16 protein-coding genes are annotated in these 16,677 nt (G+C 69.9%); 8 read left to right on the top strand and 8 right to left on the bottom strand.

Annotation, left to right across the window (positions count from 1 at the left end; all coding sequences use genetic code 11):
* Nucleotides 1-132: 132 nt before the first annotated feature.
* Together VH914_07750 and VH914_07755 are read right to left on the bottom strand one after the other, a co-directional pair.
* The gene (locus tag VH914_07750) at nt 133-1,725 is read right to left on the bottom strand and encodes an FGGY-family carbohydrate kinase (GenBank protein HEX4491081.1); all 1,593 of its coding nucleotides are present in this window, start codon (nt 1,723-1,725) and stop codon (nt 133-135) included.
* A gap of 94 nt (nt 1,726-1,819) precedes the next feature.
* On the bottom strand, nt 1,820-2,158 hold the full coding sequence (locus VH914_07755; GenBank protein ID HEX4491082.1) for a hypothetical protein: 339 nt from the start codon (nt 2,156-2,158) through the stop codon (nt 1,820-1,822).
* A 30-nt stretch (nt 2,159-2,188) separates the two neighbouring features.
* On the opposite strand from VH914_07755, the gene VH914_07760 reads away from it, so the two are divergent.
* From VH914_07760 to VH914_07780, 5 genes are all read left to right on the top strand, one after another.
* Nucleotides 2,189-3,295, top strand: coding sequence for a glucose-1-phosphate thymidylyltransferase (locus tag VH914_07760; GenBank protein HEX4491083.1), 1,107 nt, complete (start codon nt 2,189-2,191; stop codon nt 3,293-3,295).
* Between the two features lie 13 nt (nt 3,296-3,308).
* Nucleotides 3,309-3,881 carry a dTDP-4-dehydrorhamnose 3,5-epimerase family protein gene (locus VH914_07765; GenBank protein HEX4491084.1) on the top strand — a complete coding sequence of 191 codons (573 nt, stop codon included), beginning with the start codon at nt 3,309-3,311 and terminating at the stop codon, nt 3,879-3,881.
* The gene (gene rfbB / locus VH914_07770) at nt 3,878-4,837 is read left to right on the top strand and encodes a dTDP-glucose 4,6-dehydratase (protein HEX4491085.1); all 960 of its coding nucleotides are present in this window, start codon (nt 3,878-3,880) and stop codon (nt 4,835-4,837) included. Before VH914_07765 ends, rfbB begins: the two co-directional genes overlap by 4 nt.
* On the top strand, nt 4,834-5,688 hold the full coding sequence (rfbD, locus tag VH914_07775; protein ID HEX4491086.1) for a dTDP-4-dehydrorhamnose reductase: 855 nt from the start codon (nt 4,834-4,836) through the stop codon (nt 5,686-5,688). The genes rfbB and rfbD overlap by 4 nt, the downstream gene beginning before the upstream one ends.
* 69 nt (nt 5,689-5,757) lie before the next feature.
* Complete coding sequence (locus tag VH914_07780) at nt 5,758-7,608, top strand: hypothetical protein (protein HEX4491087.1); 1,851 nt, start codon at nt 5,758-5,760, stop codon at nt 7,606-7,608.
* Between the two features lie 7 nt (nt 7,609-7,615).
* On the opposite strand, the gene VH914_07785 is transcribed toward VH914_07780, so the two are convergent.
* Entirely contained in the window at nt 7,616-8,410 is a 795-nt protein-coding gene (locus tag VH914_07785; GenBank protein HEX4491088.1) for a glycosyltransferase family 2 protein, read from the bottom strand.
* A 175-nt stretch (nt 8,411-8,585) separates the two neighbouring features.
* Between VH914_07785 and VH914_07790 the strand changes: the two genes are divergently transcribed.
* Together VH914_07790 and VH914_07795 are read left to right on the top strand one after the other, a co-directional pair.
* Nucleotides 8,586-9,149: a sigma-70 family RNA polymerase sigma factor gene (locus VH914_07790; GenBank protein HEX4491089.1), complete on the top strand. Its 564-nt coding sequence runs from the start codon at nt 8,586-8,588 to the stop codon at nt 9,147-9,149.
* Complete coding sequence (locus VH914_07795; GenBank protein HEX4491090.1) at nt 9,142-10,353, top strand: hypothetical protein; 1,212 nt, start codon at nt 9,142-9,144, stop codon at nt 10,351-10,353. The genes VH914_07790 and VH914_07795 overlap by 8 nt, the downstream gene beginning before the upstream one ends.
* An 8-nt stretch (nt 10,354-10,361) precedes the next feature.
* Here VH914_07795 and icd read toward each other — a convergent pair whose 3' ends face one another.
* The 5 genes from icd to trpC all read right to left on the bottom strand — a co-directional run bounded on the left by icd (nt 10,362) and on the right by trpC (nt 15,431).
* Nucleotides 10,362-11,591: an NADP-dependent isocitrate dehydrogenase gene (gene icd / locus VH914_07800; GenBank protein ID HEX4491091.1), complete on the bottom strand. Its 1,230-nt coding sequence runs from the start codon at nt 11,589-11,591 to the stop codon at nt 10,362-10,364.
* Between the two features lie 109 nt (nt 11,592-11,700).
* Nucleotides 11,701-12,480 (bottom strand): tryptophan synthase subunit alpha, encoded by a 780-nt coding sequence (trpA, locus tag VH914_07805; protein HEX4491092.1) that lies wholly within the window; start codon nt 12,478-12,480, stop codon nt 11,701-11,703.
* Nucleotides 12,477-13,706 carry a tryptophan synthase subunit beta gene (gene trpB / locus VH914_07810; protein HEX4491093.1) on the bottom strand — a complete coding sequence of 410 codons (1,230 nt, stop codon included), beginning with the start codon at nt 13,704-13,706 and terminating at the stop codon, nt 12,477-12,479. Before trpB ends, trpA begins: the two co-directional genes overlap by 4 nt.
* 143 nt (nt 13,707-13,849) lie before the next feature.
* Nucleotides 13,850-14,608: a phosphoribosylanthranilate isomerase gene (locus VH914_07815; GenBank protein HEX4491094.1), complete on the bottom strand. Its 759-nt coding sequence runs from the start codon at nt 14,606-14,608 to the stop codon at nt 13,850-13,852.
* A 10-nt stretch (nt 14,609-14,618) separates the two neighbouring features.
* A complete protein-coding gene (gene trpC / locus VH914_07820; protein ID HEX4491095.1) occupies nt 14,619-15,431 on the bottom strand; it encodes an indole-3-glycerol phosphate synthase TrpC in 813 nt (270 codons plus the stop codon).
* A 58-nt stretch (nt 15,432-15,489) separates the two neighbouring features.
* Here trpC and VH914_07825 point away from each other — a divergent pair, with 58 nt between their 5' ends.
* Nucleotides 15,490-16,662, top strand: a complete 1,173-nt coding sequence (locus tag VH914_07825) for a glycoside hydrolase family 1 protein (protein HEX4491096.1) — start codon at nt 15,490-15,492, stop codon at nt 16,660-16,662.
* Nucleotides 16,663-16,677 lie beyond the last annotated feature (15 nt).

Genomic DNA, 16,677 nt, shown 5'->3' on the forward strand with positions numbered 1-16,677 from the left:
ATGCCGATGTCGCAGGCATCGGCGCGCCGTCGGAGGGCCGTCGGGCTACCGGTGGCATCTCGCCAAAGCGAGCCGATGCCGATGTCGCAGTCATCGGCGCGCCGTCGGAGGGCCGTCGGGCTACTTCGTCGGTCATCCCTGTCCGCCGTTCAGCTTCCGGTACATCGCACGGTTGTGCTTGTAGGTCGCGCGGAACTCGCGATACAGGTCGTCGTAGATCGCGCGGTGCTCGCGCTGGGGCGTGAACGTCTTCGTGACCGTGACCCGGCGCCCGATGTCGTCGACGGTGACTCGCTTCAGCGCGAGCGCGCCGATCAGCGCCGCACCGCGCGCGTTCGCCCGGATCGGGTGCTCGACCTGCCGGATCGTCCGGTCGAGCACGTCGGCGTGGATCTGGCACCACAATGGCGACGCGGCGCCTCCACCGATCGCGTTGAGACCGTCGAACTGCCGCCCGGTGAACTTCTCGACGACTTCCAACAGCCAGCGCGAGTTGTACGCGACGCCTTCGAGGGTCGAGCGGATCAGGTCGGCTCGGGTCGTCGAGAGCGACTGGTTCATCCACGCGGCGCGCACCGTGTGGTCGTCGACCGGTGTGCGCTCGCCGTTGAGCCACGGCGTGAAGATCACGCGGTGGCTGCCCGCGGGCGCGGTCGCGGCGAGCGTGTCGAAGCGCTGGTACACGTCGACCGGCGCCGGTCCCGTGCCCAGGCCGTCGTCCGGGAAGAAGACGCGATCGCGCAGGTAGTTGAGGCACGCGCCCGCGGTCTCCTGCTCGTCGGCGACGTAGTACTTGCCGGGCAGCGGCGACGGCAGCGACGCGACGCCGTGCAGGATGTCGGTCTTCTTGAACGGCACGTGACACGTGAGCCACGACGACGTACCGAGGTACAGGTGGCCTTCGAAGTCGCGCACCGCACCGGAGCCGACGGCCGCGGATTGCAGATCGGGCGTACCGCCGACGACGGGGATGCCCGCGGGCACGCCGAGCTCCGCGGCCGCCGTCGCACTCAACGGCGCGAGCACGTCGGTCGCGGCGATCAGGTCGGGCAGCTGCGCGCGGTCGATACCCGCGAGCGCGAGCAGCTCGGGCACGTAGTCGATGTGCGCGAGATCGCGGTTGTCGGTGAGCCAGTGCACGACGATCGAGTCGTACGTCGCCGCGGCGCGGCCCGTGAGCTTGAGGTTCAGCCAGTCCTTCGGCTCGAGGTACTTGTAGGTGGCGCGCGCGACATCGGGACGTTCCGCCTGCAACCAGAGGATGTGCGCGATCGGATCCTTGCCCGAGTGCGCGGGCGCGCCGCCGGTGAGGCGCAGGAACTTGCGCAGCGTGCGCGGGTCGTAACCCGAGACCTTGACCGGACCGCCCACGAGGTCGCGGATCTGCGCGGCGCCGCGCGAGTCCATCCAGATGATCGCGTCGTGCAGCGGCACGCCCTCGCGGTCGACGGGCACCGTCCCCGACCACTGCGACGTGACCGAGACGGCGACGATGTCGTCGACGCGCACCGTCGAGCCGGTGCGATCGAGCAGCCGGCGCGTGCCCGCGACGATGCCGGACCACCAGTCGGCGGGTCGCTGCTCCGCGCCCCCGCCCGGCGACAGCAGGAGCTCGACGGGCTCGAACTCACCGTCGACGTACTCGCCGAGCGGTGTGAAGAGCGCGACCTTCGGCCCCGACGTGCCCAGGTCGATCGTGAGGATGTACTCCGGCCGTTCAGGCATTTCCGCTCACGGCGCCGGCGGCGCCGAGCCGCTCCGGCCCACTCGCCGCACGTCGCACGCCCGCTTCGCCTCCGCGCTCGCGGTCAGGCACTGTTCACGAGCCGTTGGTACGGCGCATCCCGTGGCCGAAGAAGCCGCCCTTCGGGCGGGCGTGCGCGTGGTAGTGGTCGGGGATGTTCCGCATGTTGTCGTCGACGTAGTGCTCGTACGTGAAGTGCTCCGCGACCACGAGGGCGAGCTGCTCGTGCATGTGCGCAAGCTCCTCGGCCGGCGGCTCCGTGCCGTGGCCCCGCCAGACGACCATCGGCGTCGCGCAGATCTCGCACTCCGCGATCCAGCAGACGTCGTCCTCGTGGAACCAGGGCGTGATCCGTGCGGCCTCGCAGAGATCGCAGCCGTCCCGCTTCTCCCGACTGCCGGGGTCGTTCGCCATCGGGCCGGCATGGTACAACTGCGCGCCGATATGAAGGGCTTGATCCTGTCCGGCGGGGCCGGCACCCGTCTGCGACCGATCACTCACACGAGCGCGAAGCAGCTCGTGCCGATCGCGAACAAGCCGATCATCATGTACGGGCTCGAGGACATGGTCGCCGCGGGCATCACCGACATCGGCATCGTCGTCGGCGACACCGGCGCCGAGATCGAGGCCGCGCTCGGCGACGGCTCGCGCTTCGGCGCGCAGATCACCTACATCCCGCAGGACGCGCCGCTCGGCCTCGCGCACTGCGTCCTCATCGCGCGCGACTTCCTCGGCGACGACGACTTCGTGATGTATCTCGGCGACAACATGCTCCAACAGGGCATCGCCGAGTTCATCGACCACTTCCGGCACGCGCGCGATCGCGCGCCGCAGCTCGGCGACGCATCGGGCGCGCCGCGTCCGGCCGCGCAGATCCTCCTCGCGCACGTCGACGACCCGCGGCAGTTCGGTGTCGCCGCGGTCGACGACGACGGTCGCGTCCTCCGACTCATCGAGAAGCCGGCCGACCCGCCGTCGGATCTCGCGCTCGTCGGCGTCTACCTCTTCGACGCGACGATCCACGAGGCGGTGCGCGCGATCGAACCGTCGCCACGCGGCGAGCTCGAGATCACCGACGCGATCCAGTGGCTCATCGATCACGATCACCACGTGCTGCACGAAGTGCTGCGCGGGTGGTGGATCGACACGGGCAAGAAGGACCCGCTGCTCGACTGCAACCGCCTCATCCTCGAGACGATCTCCCCGCGCATCGACGGCGACGTCGACGACGAGAGCCGCGTCAGCGGACGCGTCGTGATCGAGGCGGGCGCGAAGCTCGAACGGTCGACCGTTCGCGGTCCCGCGATCATCGGCGCGAACGCGAAGCTCGTGAACGCGTACGTCGGACCGTTCACGTCGATCGCGAACGACTGCGAGATCGTCGACTCCGAGATCGAGCACAGCGTCGTCCTCGAACGCAGCCGCATCGTCGGCGTCCACCGGCTGCAGGACTCCTTGCTCGGGCGCGAGGTCGAGGTCGTACGATCTCAGCTCCGGCCCCGGGCGAGCCGGCTCATGTTGGGCGACCATTCCCGCGTCGAGCTCGAATAGGAGACCCTCACTGATGGCCACGGTCACCGAGTCGGACACGATCGCCGGCGTCTATCTCGTCGAGCCCGTCATCCACCGCGACCCGCGCGGTCTGTTCGTCGAGACCTACCGGCGCGCGTGGATCCCGAACGGGCGCGAGATGATCCAGTCGAACCGCGCCGACCGTTCCCCCGGCTGCGTCGTCGGTCTCCACTATCACCTCCACCAGGCCGACTACTGGTACGTGCCGTTCGGGCGCGCGCGCATCGTGCTGCACGACCTGCGCCACGGCAGCCCCACCGACGGGGCGACCATGTCGTTCGACCTCGGACTCCCCGAGGGCACCGGCGTCGAGCACGATCACCGCGGCGTGTTCATCCCGCCCGGCGTCGCGCACGGCTTCGCGTCGCTCACCGAGATGACGATCACGTATCTCGTCGACGGCTACTACAACGCGGCCGACGAGCTCGGTGTCGCGTACAACGACCCGGAGATCAACGGCGACTGGCACGTGAAGGACCCGGTGCTCTCGAACCGCGACCGCGAGAACCCCTGGCGGCGCGACCTCGAGGCCGGCGCGCGCCCGGTGTGGCCACTGCGCACGTGAAGATCCTCGTCACCGGGGGCGCGGGCTTCATCGGCTCGAACTACGTCCGCCATGTGCTCGCGAACACCGACGACGAAGTCACGGTCTACGACGCGCTCACCTACGCGGGCAATCTCTCGACCTTGCGCGACGTCGACGACAGCCCGCGCTACGAGTTCGTCAAGGGGAACATCACCGACCCGGGCACGCTCGAGTCGGCGATGCGCGGGCACGACGCGGTCGTGCACTTCGCGGCCGAGAGCCATGTCGACCGCTCGATCGCCGGTCCGGACGACTTCATCAACACGAACTGCTTCGGCACGAACATCGTGATGGACACCGCGCGCCGCCTCGAGATGGCGCGCGTCGTGCACATCGGCACCGACGAGGTGTACGGATCGGTCGAGGTCGGGTCGTCGAGCGAGAGCGATCCGCTCGAGCCCCGCTCCCCGTACTCCGCGTCGAAGGCGGGCAGCGACCTGATCGCGCTCTCGTATCACCACACGTACGGGCTTCCGGTCGTCGTCACGCGCTGCACGAACAACTTCGGGGCGTTCCAGTACCCCGAGAAGGTCATCCCGCTCTTCACCACGAACCTGCTCGACGGCAAGCGCGTGCCGCTGTACGGCGACGGCCTGAACGAGCGCGACTGGATCCACGTCGACGACCACTGCGCGGGCGTGCACCTCGCGCTCGAGCGCGGCGAGCCGGGCGACATCTACAACATCGGCGCCGGCAACGAGACGCCGAACCGCGTGCTCGTCGACAAACTGCTCACGCTGCTGGGTCGCGACGACTCGTTCGTCGAGTACGTGCCCGACCGCCTCGGCCACGACCGCCGCTACTCCGTCGACATCGCCAAGGTCACGGCGCTCGGTTGGAAGAAGCAGCGCACGCTCGACGAGGCGCTCGCCGAGACCGTCGAGTGGTACCGCGCGAACCGGTGGTGGTGGGAACCGCTGAAGGCGGGCGCGTGAGGATCTTCGTCACCGGTGCCGGCGGCCAGGTCGGCCACGAGGTCGCGGCGCGCTTCCACGCGGCCGAACGCCACACCGTCGTCGCCGCCGACCACGCGACGCTCGACGTCGGTGACCGCGACGCGGTGCTCCAGGCGATCACGTCGACACGGCCCGATGTCGTCGTGCACTGCGCGGCCTGGACCGCGGTCGACGCGTGCGAAGGCGATCCCGACCGCGCGTTCCTCGTGAACGCGCTGGGAACCCGATACGTCGCCGAGGCGTGCGCGCGCACCGACGCGCACCTGATCACCATCTCCACCGACTACGTGTTCGACGGCGACCAGCCCGAGCCGTACGTGGAGTGGGACCGACCGAACCCGCGCTCGGTGTACGGGCGCTCGAAGCTCGCGAGCGAGACCGAGGCGGCAGGTTGTACGAGCGCGACCGTGGTGCGCACGTCGTGGGTGTGCGGCGCGTACGGCGCCAACATGGTGAAGACGATCCTGCGGCTCGCGGCCGAGCACGACACGCTCACGTTCGTCGACGACCAGCGTGGTCACCCCTCGTTCGCCGACGACCTCGCGGTGATGCTCGAACGGTTCGCGATCGATCGCCGCCCGGGCGTGTTCCACGTCACGAACCAGGGCGCGGTCAGCTGGTACGAGTTCGCACGCGAGGTGCTTTCGGCGGCCGGCCTCGACGCCGATCGGGTGAAGCCGATCTCGACCGCCGAGCTCACGCCGCCCCGCCCCGCGCCGCGGCCCCGCAACTCGGTGCTCGACAACGCCGCGCTCCGCCTCGGCGGCGTGCCCCTGCTCCCCGACTTCCGCGAGCCGCTGAGCCGGCTCGTGAAGCAGCTCACCGCCTGACCTGCGGACGAGCGCGGCACGCGGCGAGGTGCCGTCGGTCGCACGCGCGCGGATGCTATTTTCCGCCCGTTGACGACGGTTGTTGATCGCGACGCTTCGGACGCCACGACCGCGTCGAGCTCGTCGCAACCGATCCTCGAACGGCTCGCGGCCTCGCGACTAGCCGAGACGATGGCGGTCCTCGTCTCGCCGGTCGTGCTGTTCTACGTCCTGCGCATGCGCCCGATGGCGCCGAACGACCTGCCCGATCCCGGCATCCACACCGCGTACATCGTGCACTCGCGCGACATGTTCGCGCGCTACTTCGCGGTGATGTCGCCGTCGGCGCGCATGCGGGAGGCATATCGCATCGGATTCCTCGCGCCCGCACATCTCTTCTACGAGCTGTTCGGTGCGCTCCCGGGTTTCTTCGTCACTCGCTACTTCTTCGCGCTGATCGCGATCGCGCCGACGTATCTCCTGCTGCGCCGACTCTACGGCCGCCCCGCCGCCGCGCTCGGTGTGATCGTCGTGCTCAGCAACCCCGTGTTCATCACCGCGTGGGGTACCGACTACCCCGACTCCGCGCTCATCGCGTACGCAACCGGCGCGCTCGCCTGCATGGCGATGCCTTCCAAACGGCGCGGCATCTGGGTCGCACTCGGAGCTGCGCTCTACACGGCCGGAGTCTGGACCTTCGGCGTCGGGGCATTCGTGGCCGTCGCCGCCTTCGTCGGGCTCGTCGCGATCGGCCTGATCCGCGATCGCAAACGCGTGCTCGCGGGGATCATCGTCTTCGCGGGCGCAGCACTGATCGTGACCATCGTGCTGAGCCTCGTCTTCGAGAACATGTTCGGACACCTCGACTTCATCCGGCCGACGTTCGACTCGGCCCGCTTTCTGAGCCAACCCGAGCAAACCCGCCGTTACCACTCGACGACCTGGCGCTGGGCCCCGTACGTCGCATACCTCTTGGTGCCGCCTGCGGTCGCCGCCGCGTGGGCGATCGTGTTCGTGAAGAAGCGAGTGCGCATTCCGACGCCGCAACTCACCGTCGGCCTGATCTTCACGCTGCAACTGCTCCTCTTCATGGCCGCACAGTTCCTCGGCTCGGTGCAGGTGCTCGAGATGCACTACTTCTCGTCGGCGCTGTGGTCCGGCGTCTGCCTGACGCTCGCCATCGCCCTCGCCGAGATCGCGCAGCCGCTGTTCGCTGCGTCGCGCGCCGCGCGATGGCTACCGGCCGCGCTGTTGCTCGTGATCCCGCTCGTGTACGAGACCGATCCGCACGTGCCTGCGTTCGGTTGGGGTCCGTTCGGCTATCTGCTCGTGGCCGGGGTGATTCTCGCCGCGTGCGCGCCGCGTCTGGGCGCCCGGTTCGCGCCGGCGCGCCACGCGTGGATCGGCGCCGCGACCATCGTGGTGATCAGCGGTTGCGTGCTCGTCCTCACGGTCGCACCGATCCCGGCGCACCATCGGCTGTCGGGATCGGCCATCGCGCAGGGCCCGCCGCCGGCGTACGCGAGCGCGCTGGGTGGCACCGCCGATCGCTCGTTCGCCGAGTATCGGATCGAGACGGAGTTGCCGAAGTTCGTCGGCCCGGCCACGTACACCGGCGACGACCTGCTGCTGTGGTGGAACATGCCGCCGCACGCAGCACTCGACATCCCGGCCGCGCAGTACCACACGAACTTCAACTCGCTCATCGGGTCGAAGCCGCCGATGTTGACCGCCGGCGCGCGCCAGAAGCTCGCGCTGCGAAAGCCAACCGAGATCCTGCTGTTCGACCCCACCGACACGCACTTTTCGGCATCGGTCGCCGCGCTCGACCGCGCCGGCTACGACCCGGTCGTGCTCCGCAAGAAGGTGCTGCGATCCGGCGAGCTCGTGATGCACGCCTGGCTGATCCAATTGCGGGTCTTCGCGCACGGCGCGCGCTGACGAACGACTACGAGATCGCGGGCGCGCCGGCGTGCGATCGCCCGCGCGGTTCCACCAGCCGGTCGACGTCGAGGTACGGGTAGCGCCGCACGCCCATGCGATGCAGGCGGTACTGGCACGCGGTGCGCAGCACACCGACGCCGTACCGGACGCTCGAGCGGAAGTCGATCGAAGACGAATCGTCGGCGTACCGGGTCGGGCACGACAGCTCGCCGATCTTGGCGTCGGCCGCGAGCGCCTGCACGATCATCTGGTTGTCGAACACGAAATCGTCGGAGTTCCGTTCGAGCGGGAGCGCACGCAGCAGGTCGCCGCTGAACGCGCGCAGGCCGGTGTGGTACTCGGAGAGCTTGGCGCGCACGACGACGTTCTCGATACCGGTCAGCACGCGGTTCGCGATGTACTTCCACCACGGCATGCCCTGTTGCACCGCGCGCTGGGCGAGGATGCGCGAGCCGAGCACCATGTCGTACTCGCCGCTCACGACCATGCCGGCCATCGGCACGACCAGCTTCGGCGAGTACTGATAATCCGGATGCACCATGACGACGACGTCGCCGCCCGCTTCGAGCGCCCGCGCGTAACAGGTCTTCTGGTTCGCGCCGTAACCCCGGTTCTGCGCGTGACGGATCGGGTCGAGGCCGATCCGCTTCGCGACCTCGACGGTCTGGTCCGCGCTCGCGTCGTCGACGAGCACGACGAGGTCGATGATCTCGCGGTCCAACTCCTCGACCGCGCGCGCCAGCGTCGACTCCGCGTTGTACGCCGGCAGCACGACGACGACCTTCTTGCCACCCAGCACGTGAACTCCTCCCACGGACCAGTCGACGGAGCCCAACCCTCCGCGCCGATCTCGGCGTTCGAGCGCCGGTCGAACGTAGCACCGCACCCCTCCGGAATCGGGAGCGGGGCGAGCGCGGTTCCGAACGCGCTCAACCTTTCCGACGCACGACGCGTCTGGGAGATTGATGGTCGCGATGGCGGGGTCGGCGCGAGAGGTCGGGGCACAGACGTCGGCCGATGTCGCCGCGACCGAGCTCCACTCCGCCACGCCCGCCGGCTTCGACGCCCTCTTCGACGCGCATTTCGCACGCGCTGTACGCCTCGCGTGGTTGCTCGCGCCCGGCGATCAGGGCGGCGCCGAGGACGCGGCCGCCGACGCGATCGCGCGCGTCTGGCCGAAGTGGGCGAAGGGTCGCGTCGAGGAGTTCTGGCCGTATCTGCGGCTCGCGGTCGTGAACCAGGTCCGCGGGCGCGGGCGGCGCCTCGCGATCGCGCGGCGTTACGAGCCGATCGTCGGTGGCGCCGCGACGCGCGCCGACGACTTCGAGCTCGCGATCGTCGATCGCGCCCTGCTCACCGACGCGTTGCACGCGCTCCCCGACCGCCAACGCACCGCGGTCGTGCTGCGGTTCTACGAAGACCTGTCGGAAGCCGAGTGCGCGCGCGTCATGGGCTGCTCACTCGGGACGGTCAAGAGCACGACATCACGCGGGCTCGCCGCGCTGCGTGCCCTTCTGGAGACGAGCCGAGATGACTGACGATCCACGTTCATTGCGCGCCGAGCTCCACGACCTCGCGTCCGACGTCGCCGCGTCATCGGGCGCGACCACGCGAGCGCGCGACCGCGCGCACCGCGGGATCGTGCGGCACCGCCGCAACCAGCGCGCCGCGGTCGCGGGCCTTGCGACCGTCGTCGTGCTCGCCGGCGTCACCGCGGCGTTTGCGCTCGGCCACGACTCCCGCCACTCCGCACCGCCGGCCCACGACACGACCACCGTCGCGCCGTCCACCACCACGACCACCGCGGTCGCGAACACCGCACCTCCGTCGACACTCCCCTTCGTGAACCGCAGCCCGTACGCAGTGCCGTCCGTCGACCAGCTGACGCCCGCGAATGCGGTGTACTCGGCGCCGTTCGCGTGGGGCAAGGCTGACAACCAGGTGTCGTTCGCCACGACGGGTGGCGAAGGCGCCAGCGGCGGCCCGGCCGCGTTCCTCGCCGACCGCGTCGGCAACAAGGAGCTGTTCGACCACTCGAACGGGCGTCTCGTGTTCGAGCCGAAGGGCATGGCGCCGTATACCCGCACCCTCGACCTGCCGTCACCCGCGGTGACCGCGGCGGTGTTCGACGGGAACGCGCAGCACCGGTTGATCGCGGCGTTCTACAACGACCTCGTCGTCTACGACGCGTTCGACGGCTCGAAGATCGGCAGCTTCCCCGGCGCCGGACCGTCGGGACCGGAGATCACCCGGCTCGTCGTCGCCCGATCGACCGTCTACTCGGTGGCCGAGGACGGCGCCCTCACCGCCGAGCTCCACGACGACGGATCGGGTTACGTGCCAGCGTCGGACAACGCGCCGCTGGAGCCCGGCGCGATCACGATCACCTTCCACGCTCCTGCGTCGCAGCTCGATCTGTCCGTGAGCGGGAACGGCCGGCAGTACTCCTTCACCGGCACCGACTCCGTCAGCACGATCGACGTCCGCGCGGCGCGGGCGCTGCCCGACGGCTCGCTGGTGCTCGTGCTCACCGCGGTGCAGAGCGACGTGAGCGATCCCGACCGACCGCGGATGTACGAGATCGTCCGCGTCGATGCGTCGGGGAACGCCACCTACACGCGAGTCGACGCGCCGGTCGGGTACCTGATCTACGGCGCCGAGTTCGTGATCGACGACACGGGCGTCGCCGCGATGAGCAGCACGATCACGGGCGGCGTGACCATCTCGTACTACCCGTTCTGATCTTCTCGCTACAGACGATCCACGATGGCCTGCGCGAATTGCGACGTCTTGACTTCCGTCGCGCCGTCCATCAGTCGCGCGAAGTCGTACGTGACGACCTTCTCCGCGATCGTCGCCTCGAGCGCGCGCACGACATCGTGCGCGGCGTCGGTCCAGCCGAGGTGCTCGAACATCAGCACGCCGGACAGCAACAGCGAACCCGGGTTCACCTTGTCCTGGCCTGCGTACTTCGGCGCGGTGCCGTGCGTCGCCTCGAAGACGCCGTGGCCGGTGACGTAGTTGATGTTGGCGCCCGGCGCGATGCCGATGCCGCCCACCTGCGCGGCGAGCGCGTCGGAGAGGTAGTCGCCGTTGAGGTTCGTCGTCGCGATCACGTCGAAGTCGGTCGGTCGCGTGAGTACCTGCTGCAACGTGATGTCGGCGATGTTGTCCTTCACGAGGATCTTGTCGCCGGGGTCGCCGTTGCAGTCGTCCCAGCCGACCGCGACGTCGGCGAACTCGTCACGCGTGAGCTCGTAGCCCCAGTTGCGGAACGCACCCTCGGTGAACTTCTGGATGTTGCCCTTGTGCACGAGCGTCACCGACTTGCGATCGTGCTGCACCGCGTATTCGATGGCGGCGCGGATCAGGCGCTTCGAACCCGTCTCCGAGATCGGCTTGATGCCGACGCCCGAGTCGGGCCGGATCGTCCAGCCCATCTCCTTGCCGAGCAGCTCGATGAGCCGCTTCGCCTCGGGCGTGCCCTCCTCGACCTCGAGGCCCGCGTAGATGTCCTCGGTGTTCTCGCGGAAGATCACCATGTCGACCTGGTCGGGCCGCTTCACCGGTGAGGGGACGCCCTCGAACCACCGCACCGGGCGCAGGCACACGTAGAGGTCGAGGATCTGGCGCAGCGCGACGTTGAGCGAGCGGATGCCGCCGCCGACCGGCGTGGTGAGCGGTCCCTTGATCCCGATGAGGTACTCGCGGAAGGTGTCGACCGTCTCCTGCGGCAGCCAGTCGCCGGTCGCGTCGAACGCCTTCTGGCCCGCGAGGACCTCCTTCCAGGCGATCGACTTCCCGTGCTTCTTGGCCGCCGCGTCCATCACCAGCTGCGCGGCGGGCCAGATGTCGACGCCGGTGCCGTCGCCTTCGATGAACGGGATGATCGGTTCGTCCGACACCTCGAGAGTGCCGTCGCTACGCATCGTGATCTTGTCGGCCATGACGTTGGAGACTACTGATCCGGTCGCGCTCACTCGGCTCCGGGATACCCGTCGCCGCCCCCCGGGGTCGCGCGCCGCTCCGACGCGGGATGGGAGCGAGCGCTCGTCGATCGTGTGCTTCGCCGCCGGCGAGCGGTGTGAGTCACTCGTCGAGCGCGTGCCGCAGCTCGGAGACGAACGCGTGCGCCTCCTGCGGTCCGCCGCCCTGGAGCAGACGACGGACGAGCGCGCTGCCGATGATCACACCGTCGGCCGCGGCTGCGGCTTCCTGCGCCTGCGCGGGGGTGGAGATGCCGACACCGAGCAGCGCGGGCTTGTCGGTGGTGGCCTTGAGCCGCGCGCCCATGCGGTGCGCCGACTCCGTGAGCGCGCTCCGCTCGCCGGTCACACCCAGCAACGACACGCCGTACACGAATCCCTGCGAGCGCGCGCAGATCGCCTGCAAGCGTTCGTCGGTCGTCGTCGGCGAGGCGAGCAGCACGGTCTCGACGCCGGCATCGACGGCCGCGTCACCCCAACCGTCGAGCTCGTCGAGCGGGAGGTCGGGCACGATCGCGCCCGCGATGTCGGACTCGACGAGCGCGCGCGCGAAGCGCTCGTGCCCCGCGTGCGCGACGAGGTTGTAGTACGTCATGACGACGAGCGGGATGTCGACGTCGAGCTGCGCCGCGCCCGCGAGCACGCTCATCGGTGTCGCACCGAGCTCGAGCGCGCGCTGGCTCGCCTCTTGGATCGTCTTGCCGTCCATGACCGGATCGGAGAACGGGATGCCGATCTCGATCGCGTCGGCACCCGCATCCGCGCACGCGCGCACGACGTCACACCACGCGCCACCGAGGCCGCCGGTGACGTACGGCGCGAGCAGCTTGCGGCCCTCGTCACGACGCTTCCGGAGATGGGTTTCGAGCGGGACGCGACTCACCCGAGCTCCCCGAGCATCTCCGCGACCTGCGCCGCGTCCTTGTCGCCGCGACCGGAGAGCGTGACGAGCACCGTCGATCCGGTCGGCACGGAGTGGCCGGCTTCGCGTTCGAGCCACCCGATCGCGTGCGCAGGTTCGAGCGCGGGCACGATGCCTTCCGTCGCCGAGAGCAGCTTGAACCCACTCAACGCCTCGACGTCGGTCGCGACCTCGTAGCGGGCCCTTCCGGTGTTCGCGAGCATGACGTGCTCGGGACCGATGCCGGGATAGTCGAGGCCCGCGCTGATCGACGACGCCTCGAGCACCTGGCCCTCCTCGTCCTGCAGGAAGAGCGAGCGCATGCCGTGCACGACGCCGGGCACGCCGCGTGTCACCGCGGCGCCGTGCTTGCCCGACTCGAGCCCGAGGCCGCCGGCTTCGACGCCGATGAGCGCGGCGTCGGTGTCGAGGAAGCCTGCGAACGTGCCCATCGCGTTCGAGCCGCCGCCGACGCACGCGACGACGAGATCGGGGTCCTTGCCGTCGAGCACGGCGCGGCACTGCCGACGCGCCTCGTCGCCGACGACGCGCTGGAACTCGCGCACGATCCACGGGAACGGGTGCGGACCCATCACCGATCCGATGCAGTAGTGCGTGCTCTCGACGCTCGCGACCCACTCGCGCATCGCGTCGTTCACCGCGTCCTTGAGCGTCGCGCTGCCGGACTCGACCGGCACGACCTCGGCGCCGAGCAGCCGCATGCGCCACACGTTGAGGGCCTGACGCTCGACGTCGACCGCGCCCATGTACACGGTGCACTCGAGGCCGAAGAGCGCCGCCGCGGTCGCGGTCGCGACCCCGTGCTGGCCCGCGCCGGTCTCGGCGATGACCCGTTCCTTGCCCATGCGGCGGGTCAGCAGCGACTGGCCGAGGACGTTGTTGATCTTGTGCGAGCCCGTGTGGGTGAGGTCCTCGCGCTTGAGGAGGACGCGGACGCCGAGGCGATCACTCAGCCGGTGACACTCGGTGACCGGCGTGGGCCGCCCTGCGTAGCTCTCGAGCAGGGCCGCGTACTCGGCTCGGAACTCGTCGGAACCCCAGGCCCGCCGGAACTCGGCCTCGAGCTCCTCGAGCGCGGAGACGAGGGTCTCGGGCACGAAGCGCCCGCCCCACTCGCCGAACCGGCCGAGGCCCTCGGGCTCCGGACCCGGCGGGTCGAGCTGCACCGCGCCGCCGCGCGTCGGCACTGGCGTCTGCTTCGTCAGGGCGGGCTCCTCGACAGCGCTGGCGGGGGAGCCGCCATGTTACGGGAGCCGCCTCCCCGTTTCGCCGGGAATCCCGCCCGCCGGGCGGCGACCCTGGGCGGCGCCGGCAGCGCCCGACACTCGGCTCAGGCGTCGAGGGCCCAGTCGAAGGGGCGGTTGCGCACGGCGCGGGACATGCCGTCCGGAACGAACTCGGAGGTGAGGTCGAGGTCGGAGAACCCAGCGCCCTCGTAGCCCTCGTAGGTCCCCTCCCGGCGCGGTAGGTGGGCGTCGGCGAGCAGCTCGCCCGCCTTCCGCGCCTCCTCGACGAACAGCCGGAGCTTGCGGGCGTCCTTGCGGCCCGGCGTCGCCTCGACGCCGCTCGACACGTCGACACCCCACGGCCGCACCCGGGCGATCGCCTCGGCCACGTTGTCGTGGTTGAGCCCGCCCGAGAGGACCAGCTTCACGCCCCCCGGCGCGCCCTCGGCGAGTGTCCAGTCGAAGACCCGGCCCGAGCCGGGATTGGGCGAATCGATCAGCACCGCGTCGGCCGGCCCGTTGGCGGCCGCCGCCAGGCCGGGGTCGCCCGCGGTGAACGCCTGGATCACGAACGGCACCCGCTCGCGGATCCAGCGGACCTCGCTCAGCGGCTCGTGCCCGTGCAGCTGCACGCCGTGCAGCCCGACCTTCGACAGGATCGTCACGACCCGCTCGGGTCGCTCGTTCCTGAACACGCCGACGGTCGTGACGCCGTGCGGCAGCCGGCGCACGATCTCCCGCACATCGGCCGGCTGCACCTGGCGCACGCTCGGTGCGAACACGAAGCCGAGCGCGTCGGCGCCGACGCTCGTCGCGAGCAGCGCGTCCGACGCGGTCGTGATCCCGCAGATCTTCACGAACACGGCGACAACTCTACGAGCTTCGACGCGACTGCGCGACGACGACCTCGGACATCTTGCGCAGCAACGTCTCCGGATCGTCGGCGCGCACGAACGCCTCGCCGACGAGCACCGCGTCGAAGCCCGCGGCCGCCATGCGCGCGGCGTCGTCGACCGAGCGCACCGCGCTCTCCGCGACGCGCACGACCTCGGGCGGCAGCATCGACGCAAGCCCCTCGCCGACCGCGAGGTCTTCGGCGAACGTCTGGAGGCTGCGGCTGTTCACGCCCACGATGCCCGCGCCGCACGCGACCGCGCGCTCGACCTCGGCTGCGTCGTGCGCTTCGACGAGCACCGCGAGATCGAGCAAGCGCGCGAGCGAGTGCAGGTCCGACAGCAAACCGTCATCGGGAATCGCGGCGACGATCAACAACATCGCGTCGGCACCGATCCCACGCGTCTCGTAGACCTGCACCTCGTCGATGACGAAGTCCTTGCGCAACGCGGGCAAGGCCGTCGCTTCGTGCGCGGCTTGGAGGTCGGAGACCGCGCCGCCGAAGAACGGGCCGTCGGTCAACACCGACAGCGCGGCCGCGCCGCCGGACTCGTAGCGCGCGGCCAACGCGGCCGGATCGAGATCGGGCGCGAGGTCGCCCTTCGACGGTGACCGCCGCTTGATCTCCGAGATCACCGCGAGCCGGCCGTCGGACCGTCGCAACGCGGCCGTGAAGTCGCGCGGCGGCGCCGCGTTCAACGCCGCCTTCTGGATGCGATCGCGCGTCTTGGGCTGGTGCAGCACGGTGACCTCGTCGCGCTTCACCGCCAGGATCTCGTCGAGGATCGCCATGCGCTCCGAGCATGACACAGCGAATGCGCCGAGCAGCCGCCGCCTAGTGTCCGGCCCCGTGAGCATCGACTTCCCGAACGGTTTCGTCTGGGGCACCGCGACCGCCGCGCACCAGACCGAAGGCGGCAACTGGAACAACGACTGGTGGGAGCTCGAGCACCGCGAGGGCACCCACTGCCGCGACGTCTCGGGCGACGCGGTCGATCACTTCCACCGCTATCCCGACGACATCCGCATGCTCGCGGACCTCGGGTTCCAGGCGTACCGGTTCTCGCTCGAGTGGTCGCGCATCGAGCCCGAGGAGGGCGAGTTCTCGCGCGCCGCGCTCGACCACTACCGGCGCATGCTCGCGTGCTGCCTCGAGCACGACGTGATGCCCGTGCTCACGTACCACCACTTCACGACACCGCGCTGGCTCGTCGCCGACGGCACGTGGGCGAACCCCGCGATCGTCGATCGCTTCACGCGTTTCTGCGAGCGTGCGACCGCGGCACTGGGTGATCTCGTCGGAATGGGCTGCACGATCAACGAGCCCAACGTCGTGTCGACGCTCGGCTACATCATGGCGGACTTCCCTCCGGCCGTCCGCGACTTCGACGCGTTCGCGAAGGCGAACGAGCACCTCATCGCCGCGCACCGCAAGTCGTACGACGTGATCAAGGGCGGGCGCGGCGACTTCCCGCTCGGGCTCACGCTGTCGATGAGCGACTGGTCGGCACCCGAAGGCTGCGACGACAAGCTCGCGCGCACGCGCTACGGGCACGAAGGACAGTTCTGCGAAGCCGCGCGCGGCGACGACTACTTCGGCGTGCAGGCGTACACGATCATCCGCCTCGACGAGCGCGGCATGCCGACCGATCCCCCGGCCGGCTCCGAGCTCCTCGACATGGGCTACGAGTACTGGCCGCAAGGGCTCGAGGTGTCGATCCGCTACGCGGCCGAGACCGCGCAGACACCGATCTACGTCACCGAGAACGGCATCGGCACAACCGACGACGCGCTCCGCATCCGCTACACGAAGGACGCGCTCGACGGTGTCGGCCGCTGCCTCGACGACGGGCTCGACGTCCGCGGCTACTTCCACTGGTCACTGATGGACAACTTCGAGTGGGCCCAGGGCTACCTGCCCTGCTTCGGGCTCGTGGCCGTCGACCGGGAGACGCAGCGCCGCACGCCCAAGCCGTCGGCCGAATGGCTCGGCTCGATCGCGCGCGCCAATCGCCTCGCCTGAGCCTTCTGGTCGCAC

Source organism: Acidimicrobiia bacterium (genome assembly GCA_036271555.1).
Taxonomy (GTDB): Bacteria; Actinomycetota; Acidimicrobiia; order IMCC26256; family PALSA-610; genus DATBAK01.